This is a genomic window from Propionivibrio sp. (assembly GCF_047602565.1).
Classification (GTDB): Bacteria; Pseudomonadota; Gammaproteobacteria; order Burkholderiales; family Rhodocyclaceae; genus Propionivibrio.
In genome coordinates this window covers 4,120,573-4,141,642 of the sequence record NZ_JASGGX010000001.1, presented here as the reverse complement: position 1 = coordinate 4,141,642, position 21,070 = coordinate 4,120,573, and the positions used below count along the sequence as shown (strand labels likewise).

The 21,070-nt window shown below is 68.6% G+C and carries 14 protein-coding genes; 8 read left to right on the top strand and 6 right to left on the bottom strand.

The genetic code is table 11. The annotated features are described in order from the left end of the window. The first annotated feature begins 76 nt into the window (after window positions 1-76). On the top strand, window positions 77-3,217 hold the full coding sequence (locus QM701_RS19515) for an EAL domain-containing protein (RefSeq protein WP_415168663.1): 3,141 nt from the start codon (window positions 77-79) through the stop codon (window positions 3,215-3,217). A gap of 17 nt (window positions 3,218-3,234) precedes the next feature. On the opposite strand, the gene QM701_RS19510 is transcribed toward QM701_RS19515, so the two are convergent. Further along, complete coding sequence (locus QM701_RS19510; protein WP_415168662.1) at window positions 3,235-3,786, bottom strand: YaeQ family protein; 552 nt, start codon at window positions 3,784-3,786, stop codon at window positions 3,235-3,237. Between the two features lie 122 nt (window positions 3,787-3,908). On the opposite strand from QM701_RS19510, the gene QM701_RS19505 reads away from it, so the two are divergent. The 7 genes from QM701_RS19505 to QM701_RS19475 all read left to right on the top strand — a co-directional run bounded on the left by QM701_RS19505 (window position 3,909) and on the right by QM701_RS19475 (window position 13,085). Continuing rightward, complete coding sequence (locus tag QM701_RS19505) at window positions 3,909-5,330, top strand: TolC family protein (protein ID WP_415168661.1); 1,422 nt, start codon at window positions 3,909-3,911, stop codon at window positions 5,328-5,330. Next, window positions 5,327-6,544: an efflux RND transporter periplasmic adaptor subunit gene (locus QM701_RS19500; protein WP_415168660.1), complete on the top strand. Its 1,218-nt coding sequence runs from the start codon at window positions 5,327-5,329 to the stop codon at window positions 6,542-6,544. The genes QM701_RS19505 and QM701_RS19500 overlap by 4 nt, the downstream gene beginning before the upstream one ends. After that, complete coding sequence (locus QM701_RS19495) at window positions 6,544-7,266, top strand: ABC transporter ATP-binding protein (RefSeq protein WP_415168659.1); 723 nt, start codon at window positions 6,544-6,546, stop codon at window positions 7,264-7,266. Before QM701_RS19500 ends, QM701_RS19495 begins: the two co-directional genes overlap by 1 nt. Continuing rightward, on the top strand, window positions 7,260-8,483 hold the full coding sequence (locus tag QM701_RS19490; protein ID WP_415168658.1) for an ABC transporter permease: 1,224 nt from the start codon (window positions 7,260-7,262) through the stop codon (window positions 8,481-8,483). The genes QM701_RS19495 and QM701_RS19490 overlap by 7 nt, the downstream gene beginning before the upstream one ends. 129 nt (window positions 8,484-8,612) lie before the next feature. Next, entirely contained in the window at window positions 8,613-8,888 is a 276-nt protein-coding gene (locus QM701_RS19485; RefSeq protein WP_415168657.1) for a hypothetical protein, read from the top strand. A gap of 550 nt (window positions 8,889-9,438) precedes the next feature. Then, window positions 9,439-12,315, top strand: coding sequence for a hypothetical protein (locus tag QM701_RS19480; protein ID WP_415168656.1), 2,877 nt, complete (start codon window positions 9,439-9,441; stop codon window positions 12,313-12,315). Between the two features lie 248 nt (window positions 12,316-12,563). Next, window positions 12,564-13,085 (top strand): gamma carbonic anhydrase family protein, encoded by a 522-nt coding sequence (locus tag QM701_RS19475; RefSeq protein ID WP_415168655.1) that lies wholly within the window; start codon window positions 12,564-12,566, stop codon window positions 13,083-13,085. A 56-nt stretch (window positions 13,086-13,141) separates the two neighbouring features. Here QM701_RS19475 and QM701_RS19470 read toward each other — a convergent pair whose 3' ends face one another. The 5 genes from QM701_RS19470 to QM701_RS19450 form a co-directional block, all read right to left on the bottom strand. After that, the gene (locus tag QM701_RS19470) at window positions 13,142-13,327 is read right to left on the bottom strand and encodes a hypothetical protein (protein ID WP_415168654.1); all 186 of its coding nucleotides are present in this window, start codon (window positions 13,325-13,327) and stop codon (window positions 13,142-13,144) included. A 161-nt stretch (window positions 13,328-13,488) separates the two neighbouring features. Next, window positions 13,489-14,280, bottom strand: a complete 792-nt coding sequence (locus QM701_RS19465; protein WP_415168653.1) for a peptidylprolyl isomerase — start codon at window positions 14,278-14,280, stop codon at window positions 13,489-13,491. A 10-nt stretch (window positions 14,281-14,290) separates the two neighbouring features. Then, window positions 14,291-15,724 (bottom strand): respiratory nitrate reductase subunit gamma, encoded by a 1,434-nt coding sequence (gene narI / locus QM701_RS19460; protein ID WP_415168652.1) that lies wholly within the window; start codon window positions 15,722-15,724, stop codon window positions 14,291-14,293. Beyond that, window positions 15,721-17,250, bottom strand: a complete 1,530-nt coding sequence (narH, locus tag QM701_RS19455; protein ID WP_415168651.1) for a nitrate reductase subunit beta — start codon at window positions 17,248-17,250, stop codon at window positions 15,721-15,723. Before narH ends, narI begins: the two co-directional genes overlap by 4 nt. Before the next feature lie 14 nt (window positions 17,251-17,264). Continuing rightward, on the bottom strand, window positions 17,265-21,056 hold the full coding sequence (locus QM701_RS19450) for a nitrate reductase subunit alpha (RefSeq protein ID WP_415168650.1): 3,792 nt from the start codon (window positions 21,054-21,056) through the stop codon (window positions 17,265-17,267). Window positions 21,057-21,070: the final 14 nt, after the last annotated feature.

The following is a 21,070-nucleotide window of genomic DNA, read 5'->3' as shown; positions in this document are numbered from 1 at the left end:
AAAAACGGTAAGCTGTGCCGCTCAGAACGACACGAACCTCTTTCGGCGCTGACATTCCCCGGGGGCAGGATTCTTCATGAAACGCGGCTTTTTCCAGTGGCGCTCGCTGAAAACCAAGGTATCGCTGGCCACGCTGGGCATTTTCCTGGCCGGCATCTGGTCCCTGTCGCTCTATGCCACCCGGATGCTGCGCGAAGACATGCAGCGCCAGCAGGGCGAACAGGAATATGCCACCGTCTCGATGGTGGCCGCGCAGGTCGGCAACGAGATCGAAACGCGCCTGCTGTCGGCGCAGGCCACCGCCGAGGCGGCCTCCCTGGTCATGCGCGAAGCGCCGGAGACCCTGCAGACCTTCCTGAACCAGCGCGCCGCGATGAAAGTCCTGTTCAACGGCGGCTTCTTCATCCTCGACGAGAACGGCGTGGCGATCGCCGATTTTCCCCTGTCGGCGGAGCGGCTGGGCATCGACTACGGCGACAACAAATTCATCGCCACCACGCTCAGGGAAGGCAAGGCATCGATCAGCCAGCCCGTCATCGGCCGCAAGCTGGCCAAGCCGATCATCGGGATGACCGTGCCGATCTTCGGCGAGGATAAAAAGATCATCGGCGCGCTGAACAGCGTGATCCAGCTGGATCTTCCCAATTTTTTCGACCAGGTCACCAGCAACCGGTACGGCACCAGCGGCGGCTACGTGATCGCCGCGCCGCAGCACGGGCAGGTGGTCACGGCCACGAAGAAAGAACTGATCATGAAGCCGATGCCCGAGCCCGGGCAGAACCCGGCGATCGACCGGTTCAACGCGGGCTTCGAGGGAACTCTCGTGTTCACCAACCCGGAGAAGGTGGAAGTGCTCGCCTCGGTCAAGCAGATTCCCATCGCCGGCTGGTACGCGGTGGCCTCGCTGCCGACCGAGGAGGCGTTCGCGCCGATCCGCGACATGCAGCACCGGATGCTGGCCGCGACGCTGCTGCTCAGCCTGCTGGCCGGCGCGCTGACCTGGCGCATCCTGCGCCACCAGATCTCGCCCCTGCTCGAAACGGCCAGCCGGCTGGCCGGCATGGCCGACGAGCGCCAGCCGCTGCGCCCGCTGCCGATCGTGCGCAAGGACGAGATCGGCCGCCTGATCGCCGGCTTCAACCGCCTGCTGAACACGCTGGAGCAGCGCGAGGCCCTGCTCAAGAACATCCTCGACACGTCCAGCGTGGCCATCTTCCTGGTCGACACCGAAGGCCGCATCAGCCAGGCCAACCGGCGCATGACCGAGATGTTCGCCTGCCCGCTGGAGTCCCTGGTCGGCAACCCATACGCCGCCCTGATCCACCCCTCCGAGCGCGAGACCGGCGACCGGAAGATGCAGGCGCTGCTCGCCAGCGAGCTCGACGCGGTGGACGTCGACCGGCTGTACTGGCGCGCCGACCGCACCGAATTCTGGGGGCACCTCACCGGCCGCTGCCTCTACGATGCCGCCGGCAAGAAACTGGGCCTGGTCGGCGTGATCGCCGACATCGACGTGCGCAAGCGGGTCGAAACGCAGCTCGAACAGATGGCACACTACGACGTGCTCACCGGCCTGCCCAACCGGGTCCTGCTGGCCGACCGCATGCACCTGGCCATGGCCCAGGCCCAGCGCCACGGCCATCTGCTGGCGGTGGCCTACCTCGACCTGGACGGCTTCAAGACGATCAACGACTCCTGCGGCCACGAGATCGGCGACCAGCTCCTGGTCACCCTGGCGCAGCGCATGAAAACGTCGCTGCGGGAAGGCGACACGCTGGCCCGGCTCGGCGGCGACGAATTCGTCGCCGTGCTGCAGGACCTGCCCGACACCTCGGCCAGCATTTCGATGCTCGACCGCGTGCTCGCCGCGGCCAGCCATCCGGCGACCATCGGCAGCCAGGTCCTGCAGGTGTCCGGCAGCATCGGCGTCACCTTCTATCCGCAGGGCGAGGGCGTCGACGCCGACCAGCTGCTGCGCCAGGCCGACCAGGCCATGTACCAGGCCAAGCTGGCCGGCAAGAACCGCTACCACATCTTCGACGCCGACCAGGACCGCATCGTGCGCGGGCACCACGAAAGCCTGCTGCGCATCCAGGACGCGCTCGCCGCGCGGGAGTTCGTGCTGTTCTTCCAGCCCAAGGTGAACATGGGCACCGGCACGGTGATCGGCGCCGAGGCGCTGATCCGCTGGCGGCATCCCGAAAAGGGCCTGCTGCCGCCGTCGGCGTTCCTGCCGCTGGTCGAGAATCACCGCATCTCGGTGGACATCGGCGAATGGGTCATCGACGCGGCGCTCTCCACGCAGGAAAGCTGGCGCGAGCGCGGGCTGCACATTCCGGTCAGCGTCAACATCGGCGCCCGCCAGTTGCAGCAGCAGGATTTCGTCGACCGCCTGCGCGACCTGCTCGCGCGCCACAGCGCGTTCCGGCGCGGCGACCTGGAGCTGGAAATCCTGGAAACCAGCGCGCTGGAGGACCTGCCCGGCATTTCGCGCGTCATCCGCCAATGTCTCGACCTCGGCGTGCGCTTCTCGCTCGACGATTTCGGCACCGGCTACTCCTCGCTGACCTACCTGAAGCGCCTGCCGGTGACCACGCTGAAGATCGACCAGAGCTTCGTGCGCGGCATGCTCGACGATCCGGACGACCTGGCCATCCTGGAAGGCGTGGTCAGCCTCGCCGCCGCGTTCCACCGCGACATCGTCGCCGAGGGCGTGGAAACGATCGAGCACGGCCGGCTATTGCTGCAACTGGGGTGCAGCATCGCCCAGGGCTACGGGATCGCCCGGCCGATGGCCGCCGCCGACCTGCCGGCCTGGGCCGCGACCTGGCGTCCGGACCGCGCGTGGCGCGGCGTCGAGCCGATCGACAACGCGGATTTCGCGCTGCTCGCCGCAGGCATCGCACACCGCGTCTGGCTGGACTCCGTCGAACACTATCTGGCCGGCGAGATCGCCGAGCCGCCCCGGCTGGATTTCAACCAGTGCCGTTTCGGCCAGTGGTTCTCCAGCGACGGCAAGCACCGCTACGGGACGAACGAGCGTTTCCTGCACACCGAGGCCCTGCACCGGCAGATCCACCGCATCGCCGAGGACCTGTGCCGCCGCAGGGCCGACGCCAGCGGCGCGGATGACGCGCAACTGGGTCTCGGCGAACTGCGCGAGCTGTGCGACCTCCTGCTCGCGCAGCTGCAGGCGCTGAACGGCCCGGCCCGCTGAGCCCGCTTCGGGCTCTGTCAGCCGGCTTCCGGCCGGTGCAGCGCCGCCGGCGCCACCCGCACCGCGCCGTCCTCGCCCGAGACCAGCGCCTCGCCGTCCTGGATCGTGCATTGCAGGCGCATCGAGCGCCGCGCCAGGCCCGCCAGCGCCTGCACCTCGTCGCCGGACAGGCGCAGCACCGTCAGGTTGTCCAGCCGTTCCAGCGCGCCCCGGCTCTGCTCCCACCAGACGTCGGCCGCGCGGTCGCCGTAGGTCACCAGCACGACCCGCCGGGCGCGGCCGGCGGCCTTGCGCAGCCAGCGCTCGTCGAGCTGGCCGACGCTGATCCACAGTTCGATGGCGCCGGTCAGGTCCTTCCGCCACAGATCCGGCTCGTCGTCGGTCGACACGCCCCGGCCGAATTCGAGGCGCGCGTCGGCAAAGAGCATGAACGCCAGCAGGCGCACCATCATCCGCGCGTCGTTTTCCGACGGATGCTGCGCCACGGTCAGCGAAAAGTCCTCGTACAGATTGCGGTCGAGGTCGGCGAGCGAAAGCTCGGCCTTGAAGATGGTTGCCTTGCGTGCCATGAATCGGCGCTCCCCCGCGCCGGACTGCCGGAAACATTTGATAACAGAAGGCGCCGCGCGTCGGGGCGTGCCGGGAATTGAAGGCCGCTATACTAGCGGAAATTTTTTCCCCGTCCCGGTCGATGAGCCCACGCCGACTACACCGTTCGTTTCGTCCGCTGCTGTTTTTTGCCGCCCTCGCCGCGCTGCCGGCGTCCCGGGCCGGCGCCTTCGGCACGGCCGACCCGTTCGACACCGAGGCCATCGTCCCGCCCCGTCCCCTGCTCGCGCCGCCCGCCGGCAGCGGCTTCGTGCCGTGCCGGCCGCTGCCGGCGGAGACGGTGTACGGCGTCCTGGAAGTGGTCGACCAGGCGCTTTGCCGCAACCCCAGGACGCACGAAGCCTGGGCCAGCGCCCGTGTCGAGGCGGCCGAGGTCGGCGTGGCGCGCGCCGCCTACCTGCCCGAGCTGAACGGCAGCGCAACGGTGTCCCACCAGCGCGCGGACGGCGCCAGCGCGAACCCGCGCAGCGCCTCGCTGACGCTGGCCTGGCTGCTGTACGACTCGGGCGCGCGCGACGCCAACCTCGAATACGCCCGCCAGCTGCTGAGCGCCGCGGCGGGCACGCTCGACGCGACCGTGCAGACGGTCTTTCTCTCGGCGCTGCAGGCCTATTACAACGCCCAGGCCGCGCGCGCCGCGCTGGGCGCCGCGCAGGAATCCGAAAAGGCCAGCCGCGAAAGCCTGACCGCGGCCGAGACGCGCTACCGCATCGGCACCGCCACGCCGGCCGACCGGCTGCAGGCGCAGACGGCGTGGTCGCAGGCCGTGCTCAACCGCATCCGGGCCGAGGGCACGGTGCGGACCACGCTCGGCACCCTGGCCAACGTCATGGGCTTCGACGCCGGCGCGCCGCTCGTCCTCGACGCCATCCCGGACGCCATGCCCGACACCACCTTCGAGCGCGACGTCGAAGCGCTGATCGCCGAGGCGCGCCGCCGCCGCCCCGACCTGCAGGCGGCCGAGGCCCAGGTGCGCGCCGCCCGGGCCAACATCGACCAGACGCGCGCCGCCGGCCGGCCGACGCTGTCGCTGAGCGCCGGCCCGGCCTGGCAGGACACGGGATCGATCAGCACGCACGGCCAGTCGATCGGCCTGACCCTGACGCTGCCCCTGTTCTCCGGCTTCGACACGACCTACCGCGTGCGCGCCGCCGAGGCCCGCGCCGACGTGGCCGGCGCCCAGCGTGAAACGCTCAGCCAGCAGGTCGCGCTGGAGGTATGGACCAACTACCAGGACCTGTTCACCGCCACGCATTCGATCCGCACCGCCGCCGACCTGATGGCCAGCGCCGAGCAGTCGGAGCGCGTCGCGCTCGGCCGCTACAAGGCCGGCGTGGGCACCATCCTCGACGTGCTCAACGCGCAGAGCGCGCTGGCCTCGGCCCGCGTCCAGCGCATCCAGGCCGCGCTCGACTGGTTCATCTCGCGCGCCGCGCTGGCCCGGGCCGTGGGCACCCTCGACAACCGACTGCTGAACCCCGCCGCGGAATTCCCGATTCCATGAAACCCTTGCTGAAAATCTCCCTCGTCTCCCTGCTCGTGCTGGCCCTGGCCGCGGGCGCCGGCGGCTACGCCTACTGGCGCCGGCACGAGGCGCAGGCGCCTGAGAACCGCTACCGGCTGCAGACCGTCGGGCGCGGCGACATCACGCAGACCGTCTCGGCCAACGGCACGCTCAACCCGATCGTGCTGGTCAACGTCGGCACCCAGGTGTCCGGCACCGTGACCCGGCTCTACGTCGACTTCAACGACAAGGTGGAAAAGAACCAGCCGCTGCTCGAACTCGACCAGTCGCTGCTCGCCGCCCAGGCCCGGCAGTCGGAGGCCAACGTCGGCAACGTCTCGGCCACGCTCGACCTGGCGCGCGCCAACGAGGCGCGCATGCAGGCGCTGTTCGCGCAGGAATACGTTTCCCGCCAGGAGCTCGACCAGGCCGTGCAGGCGCGCAAGTCGGCCGAGGCGCAGCTGGCGCAGGCCCGCGCGGCGGCGGAGAAGGACCGGGTCAACCTCGGCTACACGGTGATCCGCTCGCCGGTCTCGGGCATCGTCGTCGACCGCGTGGTCGACCTCGGCCAGACCGTCGCCGCCTCGTACCAGACGCCGACGCTGATCAAGATCGCCCAGGACCTGTCCGAGATGCGCATCGATTCGAGCTTCGCGGAAGCCGACATCGGCAAGATCAAGGAAGGCCAGAAGGTGCGCTTCACTGTCGACGCCTTTCCCGACCGCAGCTTCACCGGGGAGGTGCAGCAGATCCGCATGAACCCGACGACCACCCAGAACGTCGTCACCTACAACGTGCGTGTGTCGCTGGCCAACCCCGACCACATCCTGCTGCCCGGCATGACCGCCTACGTCAACATCGGCGTAGCGGAGAGCCGGGACGTCCTGCTGGTGCCCAACGCCGCCCTGCGCTTCAAGCCCGCCGAGGCGGACGAACCGGCCTCCGGCAACGGCACGCAGAGCGGCGCCTCCGGCGGCCAGGGCGCGCGCAACGGCGAAGCCAAGGGACGCGGCAAGAAGCGCGAGGGCAGCAGCGGCCGGATCTACGTCGTCGAAGGCCGGACCATCCGGCCGGTGCAGGTGCAGCTCGGCATCACCGACAACCGCAATACCGAAATCGTCGGCGGCGATCTGAAGGAAGGCGACACCATCGTGGTCAGCGAGGCGCCGACCGCGGCGACCAAGCCGAGCAGCGTCGGCATGAGGCTGTTCTGATGGCCGACGGCGCCACCGACGAAGTCATCCGCGTCGCCGGGCTGGGCAAGTCATACGTCACGGCGGCGGGGCCGTTTCCGGCGCTGAAGGGCGTGGACCTGACCATCCGCCGGGGCGAATACGTGGCGGTGATGGGCCCCTCCGGCTCCGGCAAGTCGACCTTCATGAACCTGCTCGGCTGCCTGGACACGCCGACCATGGGCGACTACTTCCTGGTCGGGCGCAACGTCGCGCACCTGCCGGCCGACGAACTGGCGCGCCTGCGCAACCGCACCATCGGCTTCGTCTTCCAGGGCTTCAACCTGCTGCCGCGCATGTCGCTGGAGGACAACGTCGCCCTGCCGCTGGTCTACGCGCACGTCGAACGCGAACCGCGCCGCGAGCGGGCGCGCGCGATGCTGTCCAAGGTCGGGCTGGAAGGCTACGCCCTGTCGCTGCCGGCGCGCATCTCCGGCGGCCAGCAGCAGCGCGTGGCCATCGCCCGCGCGCTGATCAACTCGCCCAGCCTGATCCTCGCCGACGAACCGACCGGCAACCTCGACAGCCATACCAGCGAAGAGATCATGGCGCTGTTCCGGGAGCTGAACGACGAAGGCATCACCGTCGTGCTGGTCACCCACGAACACGACATCGCCGACCACGCCAAGCGGCAGGTGCGCTTCCTCGACGGCCTGATCGTGCGCGACGAGCCGACGCCAAGGCGGGAGGCGGCGCCATGCTGAGGCCCATGCTCGGCGAAGCCTGGCACGCCATGGGCTCGAACCGCATGCGCACGGCGCTGACCATGCTCGGCATGGTCATCGGCGTCGGCTCGGTGGTGCTGATGATGGCCATCGGCCAGGGCGCGCAGTACGCCGTGGCGCAGACCATCAGCACCATGGGCAGCAACCTGTACGTGATCATCGCCGGCTGGACGCAGGTCTCGGGCGTGCGCACCGGCGGCGGCTACGGCTTCACGCTGCGCGTCGGCGACGCCGACGCGATCGCCGAACTCGACGACGTAGTCACCGTGGCGCCGGTGCACCAGGGCGCGCAGCAGCTGGTTTACGGGTCGAGGAACTGGAACGCCTCGATCGTCGGCACCACGCCGTCCTATCTCGACGCGCGCTCCTGGGCCATCGCCAGCGGCTCCAGCTTCGCCGAGGAGGACGTGCGTTCGGCCACGCGCGTGGCGCTGCTCGGCAAGACGGTGATCGAGAACCTGTTCGATCCGGGCGAGGACCCGGTCGGCAAGACCATCCGCGTGCGCAACACGCCTTTCGAGGTGATCGGCACGCTGGCACCCAAGGGCCAGAACCTCGACGGGCGCGACCAGGACGACACCATCATCATTCCGCTCAGCACCGCGCAGCGCAAGGTCTTCGGCGTGCCCTTCGCCGGCTCGGTGCGCTCGATCATGGTCAAGGCCGCCTCGCCGGAAGCCATGCCGCTGGTCGAAAAATCGGTCACCGCCCTGCTCCGCCAGCGCCACCGCCTGCGCGAGGACCAGGACGACGACTTCTACATCCGCAACCTGGCCGCCGCCGCCGACACCGCCGCCGAAACCACGCGCGTGATGTCGCTGCTGCTCGGCGCCATCGCCTCGGTGTCGCTGCTGGTCGGCGGCATCGGCATCATGAACATCATGCTCGTCTCGGTCACCGAGCGCACCCGCGAGATCGGCATCCGCATGGCCATCGGCGCGCGGCAGAAGGACATCCTCGCCCAGTTCCTGCTCGAAGCGATCATGATCTCGATCACCGGCTGCCTGATCGGCCTGGTGCTCGGCATCGGCGGCGCGCTGCTGGTCAACGCGCTGACCGACATGGTCATCGTCATTTCCGGCGGCTCGGTGCTGGTCGCCTTCGCGGTCGCCGCCGGGGTCGGCGTCTTCTTCGGCTTCTACCCGGCGCGCAAGGCCGCGGCGCTCGATCCGATCGAGGCGCTGCGCTACCAGTAGCGGGCCGCACGGCGTAAATCCCGGTAATTCCGGACGGCGTTCAACGCCCTTAACATCGCGCCGGCGCAGAATTCTTCCATGGCATCGACATGGCTCAATGCCTGACGATTTTTTCCACGGGAGAATCTCATGAACGCCTGCAAACCCTTCACAGCCCTTGCCCCGGTCCTGCTGGTCCTTGCCCTCGCCGCTTCGTCGCCCGCCTCCGCCGGCGACTGCGGCCCGCCCCCACCGCCGCCGCGCGGCGAAATGAAGGGGCCGCCGCCCTTCGATCCGGCTCTGTGCAACGACAAGGCCGCTGGAACAGCCGTGGAGATCACCGCGCCGGACGGCCGCACCGTGCGCGGCACCTGCCAGCTCGTTTTCCTGCCCGACCGTCCGCCGGGCCAGGAACCTCCGCGGTAAGACGCGGCCCTTTTCCCTTCGGCGAGGGAAACGACGGGGCGGTGGAGAGGGTCATTACCCTTTCCACCGCCCCGATTTTTCCGACGATTCCTATTTGACATTTATGCGTTTTGGGCGAGTCTACGCGAGCTTTTGCGTCCGGACATCGCAGGCCAATGCCGGACGAATCCCCCCGCGTTTCGTCCTCGCGGCCAGGTGACCCTCGCGCACCCGGCCCGGCGGAGCGTATTCCTCATAATTCGAACAAGGAACCTCCGAACCATGCCTCAGCCCTCAGCCCTCAGCCCTCAGCCCTCAGCCCTCAGCCCTCAGCCCTCAGCCCTCAGCCCTCAGCCCTCAGCCCTCAGCCCTCAGCCCTCAGCCCTCAGCCCTCAGCCCTCAGCCCTCAGCCCTCAGCCCTCAGCCCTCAGCCCTCAGCCCTCAGCCCTCAGCCCTCAGCCCTCAGCCCTCAGCCCTCAGCCCTCAGCCCTCAGCCCTCAGCCCTCAGCCCTCAGCCCTCAGCCCTCAGCCGATGGAACACGCTATGAGCCGGGGCAGGAACCGTCCGCTCTTGCTTAGGAAAATCAGCGCCGCCCTGGCCCTCGCGCTGCCCGCCGGCGCATTCGCCCAACTCCCGCCGCTCACCTACGACGGCACGGCCGGCCCCGGCACGGTGCAGCTCATGAGCATGCAGATTCTGGATTGGAACAGCCCCAAGACGGGTGCCGCTTACTATGATTCCAGCTATTTTCCCGTCGCCAGCGGAGCCGACCTGATCATCGACTATGCGCCCGGATTGGCCCCGGACCCGCAATACGTCCTCGGCGGCGGCTCGCCCATGGGAGGCGATGTCTCCGGAAACACCGTCACGATCAAGCAAGGCAACATCCAGGGCAACGTGTATGGCGGGCTGTCGCTTTACACGGTGACTGCATCCGATGACGACCAGAGCGCCGTTATCGGCAGCAGCGCCGTTGCCTACGCCAATGCAAACTTGTATAACCACGTCGCGCGTGCCCGCGACAATACGGTGGCCGTCAAGGGGAACGCGACGGTGGCCGGGAACCTCTACGGCGGCTATGCGGCACTCATCGGGCAAGCGGGGAACGCCAAAGGCGGGACGGCGAGCACCACTTTCACCGAGGCCCAAGCCTTTGCCAACGCCTCCGCCAACGCCTACTCTTCCGAGGTGAGGGCCGATGGCAACACAGTCATCGTGACGGAGAACGCTTCCGTGACGGGAGTCCTCGATGGCGGTCAGGCATCGATCATCATGCACGCGGGCACGGCCCAAGGCGGGACGGCCAACGCCAACAACGACGAGGCAAAGGCTCACGCCAACGCCAATGCCAACGCCTACTTTTCCAAGGTAAGCGCCGACGACAACACGGTCATCGTGACGGAGAACGCTTCCGTGACGGGAGACCTCCGTGGCGGTCGGGCGGCAATCATCCTGCACGCGGGAACATCCCAAGGCGGGACAGCCCACTCCAACAACGGCAAGGCCGACACCTACGCCAGCGCCTACATCGACGCCCACAATGCCGAGGTGCGGGCCGACGACAACCGGGTCGCCGTCATGGAACATGCCTCCGTGACGGGAAGCCTGTACGGCGGCCATGCCGAACTAGAAGCGCGCGCCGGCGACGCCACCAGCGGTTGGTCGACGGCCAGCGGGTCCGGTTCCGCCATCGCCAAAGCCTCCACCCTCGTGAATCTCGAAGGTAGCCAAGTCAGCGCCAGCGGCAACACCGTGACCCTGGACGGCCGATTGCAGAACGGTTCGCTCTACGGCGGATACGTCCGCTTCCTGGCCGTGAAAGGAACCGCCGATGCGTCCGCGAGCGGCGGGGAGGAAAACACGACGGTCAGATTGACTCTTTCCCAGGCCACGGCGACCAACAACACCATAACGATCGGCGATCACGCCACGCTGTCCGGTAACGTCTCGCTCTACGGCGGCTTCCTCGACTACAACACGGCCGAGGGCTACGCACCGGAACGCTACGACGTGTTCACCGGCAACACCCTGAATTTCTCGGCGCAGCCGGTCAGCGTGCATACCGTCGCCAACTTCGAGAAATACAACTTCACCCTCCAACCGTCCCTGGCGAACCAGCCGACCGCGCTGATCAGCGCGCAGCAGATCGTCCTCGGCAGCAACGCCGACAACCTGGACAGTGCGCAGGCGGCCAAGGCTTCCGAGATCAGGGTCGTCGGCATCCATTCCGGCAACGCTCTGAACGCCGGCGACCAGTTCGTCCTGATGCGCGCGGCCAGCAGCCTGTCCGGCAGCGGCATCGGCCTCACCTCGACCGGCATGCTCCAGCAGGGCATCTCGCTGCTATACGACGTGCAGACCCGCGTCGACCTCGCCGGCAAGGAAGTGACCGCCACGATCCTCGCCTGCCAGGCCAGCGCGGGCGAGACGTGTCCGAGCAGTGGTTCGGGTGACGGTTCGGGAGGTGATTCCGGTGGCGACTCCGGTGGTGGTTCGGGCGGCCGCCCGGCAGCGCGCGTGAATCCGCAGCTCAAGGCCCTGTCCGAAGGCTACCTGGGCGGGGCGATGCTCGTCACCCGCGGCGCCGACCGCATCGCCGACGGCGCCTTCGACGCCATCGCCGCCCAGGCGTCCGGCTCCGGCGCGTCGTCCTTCGCCCTGGCCTCGGCCAGCCGTTCCCGTTACGACAGCGGTTCGCACGTGACTTCGAACGACCAGTTCCTCGCCGCCGGCTTCGGGGTCCGGCAGGAGGCATTTACCGCTGGTGCCTTCATCGAGGGCGGCTGGGGGAACTACGACAGCCACAACAGTTTCTACAACGCCGCTTCGGTCGACGGTGACGGCAACGCCCGCTATTACGGCGCCGGCCTGCTCGGGCGCTATGCCTTCGCCGGCGGCTTCTACACCGAGGCTTCTCTCCGCGCCGGCAGGACCCGCCTGAGTTTCGACACCGGCGACCTGCAGAACCTAGCGAGCGGCGAGTTCGCGCGCTACCGCCTCCATTCCCGCTACGTGAGCGCGCACCTGGGCGTGGGCTATGCACTGCCGCTGACCGCCGACCAGACGCTGGACCTCTCGGCCAAGTACCTGGGCAGCCGCGTCGGCGGCAAGCACGTCACCGTGGCCGGCGACCCGCTCCACTTCGAACGGGTCGATTCGCAGCGCCTGCGCCTGAACGCGGAACTGGCGCACCGCTATTCCCCGGCGGTGACGCTCAAGGCGGGGCTGGGCTACGAGCGGGAGTTCGACGGCGAGGCCAAGGCCACCACGTACGGGAGCTACAGGATCGAGGCGCCGAGCGTGAAGGGTGGCACCGGCCTGTTGTCCCTGGGCGCCAGCGTCCGGCCGACCGCCAGCCGCAACCTGACCCTGGACTTCGCCGCCACCGGCTACGCCGGCAAGCGCGACGGCGGCGGGGCCTCGGTGCAGGTGCAGTACAGGTTCTGAGAAAGCGTATTAACCATGGCGACGCGGCGGGCACAGCGAAAAACAAGATTTGTCTTTCGTTGTGCCCGTTGTGTTCGTTGTGATTAAAAGTTCTTGCCTTTCGCCGTGCCCGCCGCGTCGCCGTGGCCACCTACCCACCTCCCCCTCAAACGCCGGAAAAATTGCGGTTTTCCGCGCTGCACGGGCGGCGCCGGAAGTGGTTTAATTGCGGTTTTTCGTTTTTCCGCACGTCCGGAACCAGGAACGCCATGCCCGTCTACGCCCTCGGCGATCTCTCGCCCATCGTCCACCCGCAGAGCTGGATCGCCCCCAACGCCGCCGTCATCGGCCAGGTCCAGCTGGAAAAGAACGTCTCCATCTGGTGGAACTGCACCCTGCGCGGAGATACCGACCTGCTCAGCGTGGGCGAGAACACCAACATCCAGGACGGTTCGGTGCTGCACACCGATCCGGGGCTGAAGCTGATCATCGGGCGCGACGTGACGATCGGGCACCGCGTCATCCTGCACGGCTGCACCGTCGGCGACGGCTGCCTGATCGGCATGGGCGCGACGCTGCTCAACCGCTCGGTGATCGGCAAGCAGTGCCTGATCGGCGCCAACGCGCTGATTCCCGAGGGCAAGGTCATCCCCGACCGCTCCCTCGTCGTCGGCGCGCCGGGGCGCATCGTGCGCCAGCTGACCGACGAGGAACTGGCCCGGATCGCGCGCGGCAACCAGCACTACGTGGAAAACTGGCAGCGCTACCGGCGCGAGATGAAGGAAATCTGACCGCGCGAGCGCGGTGGGCGGCCGCGCGGCCTGAAACACCGTTGCACCACCGCCCGCTACTCCTCCTGCATTTCGACGACATGGCGCGGCTCCGCCGCGACGGGGTCGCGCGCGGCCTTGCCGGCGCCGTCCGGCTTCTGCGCGGGCACGGCGGGTGAGCCGAGAATCGGCGTCCAGCGGACGCAGCCGGCCTGCAGGGCGGAATGCAGCGTGGGGCGGGGTCTTTGCGTGTGGTTTTCCATCGTTTTTTCCTTTCGTGTGTGCGCCGGCCGGGCGCCGTCGCTATTGCCGGGTCGGCTCCTCCCCCTCCAAGGGGGAGGTTGGGAGGGGGATGGGGTGGCGGCGCGAAGCACGGCTTTTACCCCATCCCCACCCCAGCCCTCCCCTTGAAGGGGAGGGAGTGCTATTGCACCAGCGGCGTCGCGTCCGCTTCCAGGTCGACGCCTTCCAGCGCGGCCTGCCCGGCCAGCCGGCGCAGGTAGTGGCGCAAGGCGGTGACGTAGGCTTTCTGTTGCATGTCGGCCGCGACGGCGCCGCGCACTTCCTCGAACGGCCGCAGCGTGCCCGCGTCGCGCCGCAGGACCTCGACGACGTGCAGGCCGAAGCGACTGTGTACCAGGCGCGGCAGCACGCCGACTTCGGCATGCCCGAACACTTCCCTGGCGAACTCCGGCGCGCAGTCGGCCACGCTCAGCCAGCCCAGGGCGCCGCCTTCGGCGCCGCTCGGGCAGTTGGACAGCGACCGGGCAGCCTGGGCGAAGCGGTCTTCGAGCGCGCTGCGGTCGGCGCAGCGCACGTCGAGCAGCGCCGCCTCGGCGCGCTGGCGCAGCGCGGCGACGTCGACGCCCTGCGTGACGGCGAAGAGGATGTGGCGGACCTCGGCGCGCTCGCCCGTGGCGTAGCGCGCGGGCAACGCGGCGTAATGGCGGCGGCATTCCGGCTCCGACGGTTCCGGGACGGCCACGTGCTCGCCCAGCAGCACCTCGATGGCCCGCGCCGCGTCCTCGCTGAGCACGCCGTCGGCGGTCGGCGCGTCGGCGGCGGCAAGCAGTCCCTGGGCGACGGCGGCCTGGCGCAGCAGTTCGGAACAGGCGCGCTGGCGCAGTTCCCCGGCGCTCAGGGCTTCGCCGGGGCGGTTGAGCGCGACGCCGTTGACGCGGGCGACGGCGCCGTTCGGTTCGACATGGCGATCCATGGCCTCGCCCTCAGACACTGGCGCCCGGACGGCCAGGGCCGCCCGCGGGAACGTTCAGGCGGCGGGAGCGGACAACCTGGTAGGGGCGGACGAGGTAGGCCACCGTGCCGAAGCCGCTCCACACGTGCGCCAGCCGGGTGAACGGGAAGATCAGGAAGATGCTCATGCCGAGCACGAGGTGCGCCTTGAAGATCCAGCCCACGCCGGCGACCAGCTCGGCCGCGCCGCCGCGGAAGGTGACGATGCGCTGCGCCCATTCGGCCAGGACCAGCATCGTGCCGCCGTCGAGGTGCTGCGCGGACGCCGGGATGCTGGCCAGCCCGAGCACGAGCTGGAGCCAGAACAGGACGAGCACGGCGATGTCGCCGGTCTTGGAGTTGGCGCGGATGCGCGGGTCGCCGAGGCGCCGGAACAGCAGGATGGTCACCCCGACGAAGGCCAGCAGCCCGGCGATGCCGCCGGCGGCCATGGCCAGCACCTGCTTGGTGCCGGCGTCGATGAACGGCGAGTAGAGGGAGTGCGGCGTCAGCATGCCGGCGAAGTGGCCGCCGAACAGGAACAGCACGCCGACGTGGAACAGGTTGCTGCCGAGCTTCAACTGGCCGGCGCGCAGCAGCTGCGACGAATCACTCTTCCAGGTGTACTGGTCGCGGTCGAAGCGGATCAGGCTGCCGAGCAGGAAGACGCTCAGGCAGATGTAGGGATAGAGGCCGAACAGGAAGGTGTCGAGTGCGTTCATGGAGTGACTCCCGCTGAAGCCGGACCAGGTTTTCCCCGGCCGGAAACGTCGATGCCGACGAAGTGAACCGGCTGCGCCGCGCCCGCCGGCGCCTGACCTTTGGAGGAACAGCCGCCGAAGGCCGGCGGTTCCTCCCAGCTCGCGTTCCACCGGCTCGTCGGGCGCGACCGGCGCCGCCTGGGCGGTCTCGCCGGCCAGTTCCAGCAGCGCGCCGAGCACGCAGGCATACGCGCTGCCGCGCTGCAGCAGGGCGCTGAACAGGGCGTTGAGGAGGTGGGCGATTTCGCCGAGGAAGGCGCGCGCTTCGCGGGGCGGCTGGGTCGAGGCGAATTCCAGCACCGCCGGCAGGTAATCCGGCAGCTCGCCGGGCGCGAGCCGCAGGCCGGCCTGCTCGTAGGTGCGGGCGAGGTCGATCATCGCCGGGCCGCGCTCGCGCGAATCGCCGTGCACGTGCTCGAACAGGTGCAGCGACGTGGCGCGGCCCTGGTCGAAGGTGCGCACGTATTCGGCCTCGCTGTCGAGCGGGTCGCCGTTTGCGAGGGTGGCGACGAGGGCTTCGAGCTCGGCCCGGCGCGCGGCTGGAATGGCCTCGTCGGCGGCCAGCGCGGCGCGCAGGTCGGCGAGGTCGCCGCGCAGGCCGGCGTCGGGATAGGCCAGCAGACGGGCCAGGATGCGCAGGCCGAGCGCGGGATCGCGCGGGGTCATGGCCGGGCCTCCACCTTGATCGGGATGGTGCGCCGCTTGGCGCCGCCGAACAGGCTCGCCTCGCTGCTGCCGTCGGAACAGCCGTTGCCGAACGAGAAGCCGCAGCCGCCGCGCAGGTCGAAGGCGTTCTCGGCGTATTCGCGGTGCACGCTGGGGATGACGAAGCGGTCCTCGTAATTGGCGATGGCCATGATCCGGTACATCTCCTCGACCTCGGCCACGCTCAGGCCGGTCTGTTGCAGGACGGCGGTGTCGATGCGCCCGTCCACGTGCTTGGCCCGCTGGAAGGCGCGCATGGCGAGCATGCGTTCGAGCGCCCGCTCGACCGGCGCGACCTCGCCCGCGGTGAGCAGGTTGGCGAGGTACTTGAGCGGGATGCGCAGTTGCCTGACGTCGGGAATCTCGCCGTTCACGCCGATGTGCCCGGCGTTGGCCGCGGCGCTGATCGGCGAGAGCGGCGGCACGTACCAGACCATCGGCAGCGTGCGGTATTCCGGGTGCAGCGGCAGCGCCACCTGCCATTCGACGGCCATCTTGTACACCGGGCTGTGGCGCGCCGCCTCCATCCAGGCGTCCGGGATGCCGTCGAGGCGCGCCTGGGCGATGACCTTCGGATCGTGCGGGTCGAGGAACAGGCTGAGCTGCGCCCGGTACAGGTCGCGGTCGTGCTCGACGCTGGCGGCTTCCTCGATGCGGTCGGCGTCGTAGAGCAGCACGCCGAGGTAGCGGATGCGGCCGACGCAGGTTTCCGAACAGACCGTCGGCTGCCCGGCCTCGATGCGCGGGTAGCAGAAGATGCACTTCTCGGCCTTGCCGGACTTCCAGTTGTAATAGATCTTCTTGTACGGACAGCCGGAAACGCACATGCGCCAGCCCCGGCACTTGTCCTGGTCGATCAGCACGATGCCGTCCTCCTCGCGCTTGTAGATCGAGCCGGACGGGCAGCTCGCCACGCAGGTCGGGTTGAGGCAGTGCTCGCACAGGCGCGGCAGGTACATCATGAAGGTGTGCTCGAACTGGCCGTAGATGTCCTTCTGGATGTCGTCGAAGTTGCGGTCCTTGCCGCGCTTCTCGAACTCGCCGCCGAGGATTTCCTCCCAGTTCGGGCCCCACACGATCTTTTCCATGCGCTTGCCGGTGATCAGGCTGCGCGGGCGCGCGGTCGGGGTGGCCTTCGACTCCGGCGCGGATTGCAGGTGGTCGTAGTCGAAGGTGAACGGCTCGTAGTAGTCGTCGATCTCGGGCAGGTTGGGGTTGGCGAAGATGCGCATCAAGAGCTTCCACTTGCCGCCCTGGCGCGGCTCGATCGAGCCGTCGGCCTTGCGCACCCAGCCGCCGTTCCACTTGTCCTGGTTTTCCCACTCCTTGGGATAGCCGATGCCGGGCTTGGTCTCGACGTTGTTGAACCATGCGTATTCCATGCCGGGGCGGCTGGTCCACACGTTCTTGCAGGTCACCGAGCAGGTATGGCAGCCGATGCACTTGTCGAGGTTCAGCACCATGCCGATCTGGGCGCGGATTTTCATGTCGTGTCTCCTGCTTACGCCTGCGCGGCCGCCACGGCGGGCTCGTCGTCCAGCCAGTCGACCTTGTCCATCTTGCGCACGACGACGAACTCATCGCGGTTGGTGCCGATCGTGCCGTAGTAGTTGAAGCCGTAGCTGAACTGGGCGTAGCCGCCGATCATGTGCGTCGGCTTCAGCACGATGCGCGTCACCGAGTTGTGGATGCCGCCGCGCATGCCGGTGATCTCCGAGCCCGGCGTGTTGATGGTCTTTTCCTGCGCGTGGTACATCAGCACCATGCCCGGCTGGACGCGCTGGCTGACCACCGCGCGCGCGGCGATGGCGCCGTTGACGTTGAACAGCTCGACCCAGTCGTTATCGACGATGCCGGCGCGGCGCGCGTCGTCCTCGGCGAGCCAGATCACCGGGCCGCCCCGGTTCAACGTGAGCATCAGCAGGTTGTCGGTGTAGGTCGAGTGGATGCCCCATTTCTGGTGCGGGGTGATGAAGTTGAGGGCGATCTCGGGATGGCCGTTGGGCCGGATGTTGTGCAGGTCGGCCGTGGTCTTCAGGTCCACCGGCGGGCGGTAGCTGGGGAAGCCCTCGCCGAAGGCGGCCATCCAGGGATGGTCGAGGTAGAACTGCTGGCGGCCGGTCAGCGTGCGCCAGGGGATCAGCTCGTGCACGTTGGTGTAGCCGGCGTTGTAGGAGACCGTTTCCGACTCGATGCCGCTCCACGTCGGCGAACTGATGATCTTGCGCGGCTGCGCCTGGATGTCGCGGAAGCGGATCTTCTCGTCCTCGCGGTACAGCGCGAGGTGCGCGTGCTCGCGGCCGGTCTGCCTGCCCAGCGCCTCCCAGGCCTTGACCGCGACGTGCCCGTTGGTCTCCGGCGCGAGTTGCAGGACCACTTCGCAGGCGTCGATGTCGCTGTCGATGCTCGGCATGCCGCAGGTCGCGCCCTCGGCGGTGACCAGTCCGTTCAGCTCGCCGAGCTGCTTCACCTCGGTCTGGGTGTTCCAGGCGATGCCCTTGCCGCCGTTGCCGAGCGTGCTCATCAGCGGGCCGAGCGCGGTGAAGCGCTTGAACACGTTGGGATAGTCGCGCTCGACCACGGCGATGTTGGGCGCGGTCTTGCCGGGGATCAGCTCGATCTCGCCGCGCTTCCAGTCCTGCACGCCGAAGGGCTGCGCCAGTTCCGCCGGCGTGTCGTGCATCAGCGGCGTGAGCACCACCTCGCGCTCGACGCCGAGGTGGCCGACGCAGACCTCGCTGAATTTCTTCGCGAAGCCCTTGTAGATTTCCCAGTCGCTGCGCGACTGCCAGGCCGGATCGACCGCCGTCGACAGCGGATGGATGAAGGGATGCATGTCGCTGGTGTTGAGGTCGTTCTTCTCGTACCAGGTGGCGGTCGGCAGGACGATGTCCGAGTACAGGCAGGTGGTGCTCATGCGGAAGTCCAGCGTCACCAAGAGGTCGAGCTTGCCTTCGGGCGCCTCGTCGTGCCAGGCGACTTCGCGCGGCCTGGCGTCGTCGCGGCCGAGGTCCTTGCCCTGCACGCCGTGCGTCGCGCCAAGCAGGTGCTTGAGGAAATACTCGTGCCCCTTGCCGCTGGAGCCGAGGATGTTCGAGCGCCAGACGAACATGTTGCGCGGCCAGTTGTCCGGGTGGTCCGGGTCCTCGCAGCTCATCCGGAGCGAGCCGTCCTTGAGGCCCTTCACCGTGTAGTCCTTCGGATCGGCGTTGGCGGCGAGCGCGTCGCGCACGATGCGCAGCGGGTTGGTCTGCAACTGCGGCGCTGACGGCAGCCAGCCCATGCGCTCGGCGCGCACGTTGTAGTCGATCATGCTGCCGCCGTGAGCGGCCGCGTCGGCGAGCGGCGAGAGGATTTCCTCGACGCCGAGCTTCTCGTAGCGCCACTGGTCGGTGTGCGCGTAGAAGAAGCTGGTCGAGTTCATCTGGCGCGGCGGGCGGATCCAGTCGAGCGCGAAGGCCAGCACCGTCCAGCCCGTCTGCGGGCGGAGCTTCTCCTGCCCGACGTAGTGCGACCAGCCGCCGCCGCTCTGGCCGATGCAGCCGCACAGCATCAGCATGTTGATGACGCCGCGGTAGTTCATGTCCGAGTGGTACCAGTGGTTCATCCCGGCGCCGATGATCACCATCGAGCGTCCGTGCGTCTTGTCGGCGTTCTCGGCGAACTGGCGCGCCACGGCGATCACCTGCTCGCGCGGCGTGCCGGTGATGCGCTCCTGCCAGGCCGGCGTGTAGGGCGTGTCGTGGTCGAAATCACGGGCGGCCAGTTCGCCCGGCAGGCCGCGCGCGATCCCGTAGTTGGCCGCCAGCAGGTCGAACACGGTGGCGACGAGGGCGGTATTCCCGGCCACGCCCAGGGTAAGCCGCCGGACCGGCACGGTGCGCACGAGGACGTTGCCGGCGGCGGCGTTGTGCGAGAAATGCTCGCGCTCGATGCCGCCGAAATAGGGGAAGCCGACCCGCGCGGTCTCGCCGCTCGGGTTGCTCCCTTCGAGCAGCGACAGGCCGAGCCTGACTTCCCCGCCGCCGCGCGCGTCCTTGGCTTCGAGGTTCCACCGGCCCGCGTCGGGGCGGCCGTCCGGCCCCCAGCGGAAGCCGATCGAGCCGTTCGGCAGGACGATGCCGCCGGCCTCGTCGAAGGCCACCGTCTTCCATTCGGGATTGTTGGCCGCGCCCAGCGCACCGTCGAAGTCCGCGGCGCGGACGTAGCGGTCCGGCACCATCACCGTCTCGCCGTCGGGCAGCACGTGTTCCTTCAGCATCACCAGCATCGGCATGTCGGTGTAGCGGCGCACGTAGTCGTCGAAGTAGGCGCTGCGCGCCCGGCCGCCGTCCGGGAAGTAGAACTCCTTGAGGATGACGTGCCCCATGGCCATGCCCAGCGCGGCGTCGGTACCCTGCTTGGGCTTCATCCAGATGTCGGCCAGCTTGGCGACCTCGGAATAGTCGGGCGTCACCGCCACGGTCTTGGTGCCCTTGTAGCGCACCTCGGTGAAGAAATGCGCGTCCGGCGTGCGCGTCTGCGGCACGTTCGAGCCCCAGGCGATGATGAAGCCGGAGTTGTACCAGTCGGCCGATTCCGGCACGTCGGTCTGCTCGCCCCAGACCTGCGGGCTGGAGGGCGGCAGGTCGCAGTACCAGTCGTAGAAGCTCATGCATACGCCGCCGATCAGGGAGAGGTAGCGGCTGCCGGCCGCGTAGGAGATCATCGACATGGCGGGAATCGGCGAGAAGCCGATGATGCGGTCCGGACCGTGCTGCTTGATCGTATGCACGTTCGCCGCGGCGACGATCTCGTTGACCTCCTCCCAGCTCGCGCGCACGAAGCCGCCGAGCCCGCGCACGCGCTGGTAGTCGCGGCGCTTGCCCGCGTCTCCCACGATCGCCGCCCAGGCCTCGACGGGGTCGTGGGCCAGCCGGGCCTCGCGCCACAGCTTGAGCAGGCGGCCGCGCACCAGCGGGTACTTGACCCGGTTGGCGCTGTACAGGTACCAGCTGTAGCTCGCGCCGCGCGAGCAGCCGCGCGGCTCGTGGTTGGGCATGTCCCAGCGCGTGCGCGGGTAGTCGGTCTGCTGCGTCTCCCAGGTGACGATGCCGCCCTTGACGTAGATCTTCCAGGAACAGGAGCCGGTGCAGTTCACGCCGTGCGTGGAGCGCACGACTTTGTCATGCGCCCAGCGCGCCCGGTAGGCGTCCTCCCAGGTGCGGTCCTCGCCGCTGGTCACGCCGTGGCCGCCGGCGAACGTCTCCCTGGGCTGGAGGAAATAGGTCATCCGATCGAGAAAATGGCTCATGGAAAGCTCCTGGT